The organism is Streptomyces europaeiscabiei (genome assembly GCF_001550375.1).
Taxonomy (GTDB): Bacteria; Actinomycetota; Actinomycetes; order Streptomycetales; family Streptomycetaceae; genus Streptomyces; species Streptomyces europaeiscabiei.
The window spans coordinates 1-3,153 of sequence record NZ_LRTR01000593.1; the positions used below are offsets into that span (position 1 = coordinate 1).

General features: G+C 71.8%; 4 protein-coding genes. 3 read left to right on the top strand and 1 reads right to left on the bottom strand.

Annotation, left to right across the window (positions count from 1 at the left end; translation table 11 throughout):
* Positions 1-331 precede the first annotated feature (331 nt).
* The 3 genes from AWZ10_RS28415 to AWZ10_RS28425 all read left to right on the top strand — a co-directional run bounded on the left by AWZ10_RS28415 (position 332) and on the right by AWZ10_RS28425 (position 2,207).
* Positions 332-826, top strand: a complete 495-nt coding sequence (locus AWZ10_RS28415) for a hypothetical protein (protein WP_060892385.1) — start codon at positions 332-334, stop codon at positions 824-826.
* 34 nt (positions 827-860) lie between these two features.
* The gene (locus AWZ10_RS28420; protein WP_046703775.1) at positions 861-1,670 is read left to right on the top strand and encodes an SAM-dependent methyltransferase; all 810 of its coding nucleotides are present in this window, start codon (positions 861-863) and stop codon (positions 1,668-1,670) included.
* 99 nt (positions 1,671-1,769) lie between these two features.
* Entirely contained in the window at positions 1,770-2,207 is a 438-nt protein-coding gene (locus AWZ10_RS28425; protein WP_046703776.1) for a MarR family winged helix-turn-helix transcriptional regulator, read from the top strand.
* On the opposite strand, the gene AWZ10_RS28430 is transcribed toward AWZ10_RS28425, so the two are convergent.
* The coding region (locus AWZ10_RS28430) for a PP2C family protein-serine/threonine phosphatase (RefSeq protein ID WP_159058371.1) at positions 2,188-3,153 on the bottom strand (966 nt) is incomplete at its 5' end. The genes AWZ10_RS28425 and AWZ10_RS28430 overlap by 20 nt on opposite strands.

Here is a 3,153-nt window from a genome sequence, read left to right on the forward strand (position 1 = left end):
GCCGGACGCCCCCGCTCCGCTCGGCCGACGTCCGGCCGCCCCGTTCCGCTCGGCCCGGCGCCGCTCGGTGGCCCTGTTCCGCTTCGGCCGACGGTCCTTCGGTCATCGAGGTGTCACTACGCCCGCACAACCGGACAACCCGCACACGCGCTCCCGTCACCTCCCGGCCGCGCCCAGACTTGGGGTCGCCTCCAGGCCGCGCACGGGCTCGCGAGGTCGACACCCGCCGCGCACCACCCGAAGGGAGCGGCATGCGTACGCCGCCTCGTGTCCCGGGTCGAGTTCCGCCGTCCGTCGGGCACGCCGACCGGATCGCTCCCGAGGGGTGGGGATGATCCCGCCACCCACGCTCACCCGGTACCGGACCCTGATCGTCGAGGGGCACGAAGGGGCCGGCCGGAACCGGCTGGTCGCCGAACTGGCCCAGCTCGGCTTCGAGGTCCGGCACATGCCGTCCGCCCTCCACCACCTGGACCCGGCCCTGCCCTACCGCGAACTCCTCGCCGGACCCGGACGGCTGGCCGTCGACGGGAACCTCATCGCGGAGCTCGTCCAGGGGCCACTGCGCCGGGGCCGTTCCCGGGTGACCTGGATGCAGGCCCTGGACCTCGCCGACGCCGTGGCAGAACGCGACGGGGCCCTGCTCCACCTGACCACGTCCGAGGTCACGGAGGCCGCCACGGCCTATGCCCGCGTCTTCCGCACCCTCGCCCAGCACGTGGCCGTGGTCACCCTCGATGTCGGCGAGCCGGGCGTCCCCATCCGTGACCCTGCCATTCAATCGTCACAACTCTCGCAAAACGCAAGGCAGTTGACGATAGGTTAGCGACGACCCCGCGATGTGAGGCAGGAGAGTTCCCATGGCAGACGGCCACCCCACTCCCGATCAGGAAGCCCTGTCGAAGATCGACACCACGGTGCCGCACTCGGCCCGCATCTGGAACTACTGGATGGGCGGCAAGGACAACTACGAGGTCGACCGCGAGGCGGGTGACTCCTACCGGGAGATCGCCCCCAACATCGAGACGATGGCCCGCGCCTCCCGTGTCTACCTCATCCGCACGGTCACCTTCGTGGCCCGAGAGCGCGGAATCCGCCAGTTCCTCGACATCGGCACCGGCCTTCCGACGTACGACAACACCCACCAGGTCGCCCAGAAGGTCGCCCCGGAGTCCCGCATCGTCTACGTAGACAACGACCCGCTGGTACTGCGGCACGCGCAGGCGCTGCTCACCAGCACCCCCGAAGGGGTCACCGACTACGTCGACGCGGACCTGCACGACCCGGACACCATCCTCGAAGCCGCCGGGAAGGTCCTCGACTTCGGCAAGCCGGTGGCCCTGATGCTGATGGGCATCCTCGGCCACATCCAGGACTACGAGGAGGCTCAGGAGATCGTCCGCCGTCTCCAGGCCGCCCTGCCGTCGGGCAGCTACTTCGTCCACTACGACAGCACGGACACCGACGCCGAACTCAAGCGCGCCCAGGACGGCTACGACGACACCGGCGCCGTCCCGTACGTCCTGCGCAGCCCCCGGCAGCTGCACGCCTACTACGAGGGCCTGGAGCTGCTGGAGCCCGGCATCGTGTCCTGCCCGCTGTGGCGTCCGGAGCCGGGCACGAACCCGGAGCCGACGGACGTGTACGGGGGAGTGGCCCACAAGGCGTAGCGACCCCGGCCCGACCCGGCCCGGCGCGGGCGATTCGGGCGACGCGGGAGGGTGCGGTGCAGGCCGTGTACTACCGGGCACTTCGGGTAGGCCCCCCGCATGACGGGCCCCCACGACTTCGACCGACAGCTTCTCGACGCCGTGGAGAACCTGGTGCCGCTGTGGTTCTCGGCCGTCGAGGACGTCACCCCGCGGCTGTCCCCGAGACAGATCCTGGCACTTCGAGCGGTGCGCCGACGGCCCGAGCTGAATCTGACCGCGCTGGCCGAGCAGCTCGGGGTGGGCCTGCCCACGGCCAGTCGGCTCTGCGACCGGCTCGAAGCGGCCGGCCTGCTGCAGCGGTGCGTCCGCCACGGCGACCGGCGCGAGGTGCGCCTGGTGGTCACGGAGCGCGGACACGGGTTCCTCGCGGACGTCACCGAACGACTGTCGGGGCATCTCGCCGACGCCCTGGCGGCGATGTCACCGGCCGAGCGTGCGCGGGTCGAGCAGGTGCTGCGGACCCTGGGGGGAATCGTCAGCCGGGCCGGGCCATGATGTGCCCGGCGTCGCTGTGCACATGGCAGAGCAGCAGACACACGTCGTCCTCGTGCTCGTCGTCCAGCAGCGGATGGAGGAGCTGGTCGGCGGACTCCTGGAGATCGTCGTCGAGCGTGGCGGGCGGGAGCGCTTCGAGGGCTGACGCCAACTGCTCGATGCCCGGGTCGATGCCCTGGGCGCGGCGCTCCACCAGTCCGTCCGTGTAGAGCGCCAGGGTCGAGCCGGGCGGCAGCGGGACGGTGTGGTCGGCGATCTCCTGATGGAGGGGGATGCCGAGCATCGCGCCGGGCTTGGCGTCCAGGATGCGCACCCGTCCGTCGGGTGAGCGCAGCACCGGCGGCGGATGCCCCGCGGCGGCCCAGGTGAGGGTGGGCTCCTGCGGATGGAACCGGGCGATGACGGCGGTGGCGTACAGATCGGGCTGCAGATGGTGCAGGAACAGATGGAGACGGGTGAGGAGCTGGCCGGGGGTCTTGCCGTCGACGGCGTACGCGCGCAGCGCGGTCCGCAGCTGGCTCATCATCACCGCGGCGCGCAGACCGTGCCCGGTGACGTCGCCGATGACGGCGATCAGACCGCCGTCGGGTTGGCGGAAGGCGTCGTACCAGTCGCCGCCGATGTTCAGGCCCCGGGTGGCCGGCAGATAGCGCGCGGCCAGCCGCAGCCCCGGGGTGGTGGGCAGCTCGGTGAGCAGAGCGCGTTGCAGGGTCTCGGCGATGTCGCGGTTGTGCTCGAAACGCCGGGCGTTCTCCAGGGCGACACCGGCCCGCCGGGCCAGCTCGATCAGCATGAAGGCGTCGTCGGCGTCCCAGCGCTCGTCGTCCGGCGGTGACAGCGTCAGCACGCCCAGGGGCGCGCGCCGGGTCATCAGGGGTACGCACAGCAGTGGCCGGGCGGGGTCGAGCGCCGAGGGCGGCTGGTCGTCGACCCCGGGCAGCCCGCC

Excerpts from the sequence above, each read along its gene's own strand:
- AWZ10_RS28425 (WP_046703776.1), top strand. The coding sequence starts at position 1,770 with ATGACGGGCCCCCACGACTTCGACCGACAGCTTCTCGACGCCGTGGAG.
- AWZ10_RS28420 (WP_046703775.1), top strand. The coding sequence starts at position 861 with ATGGCAGACGGCCACCCCACTCCCGATCAGGAAGCCCTGTCGAAGATC.
- AWZ10_RS28415 (WP_060892385.1), top strand. The coding sequence starts at position 332 with ATGATCCCGCCACCCACGCTCACCCGGTACCGGACCCTGATCGTCGAG.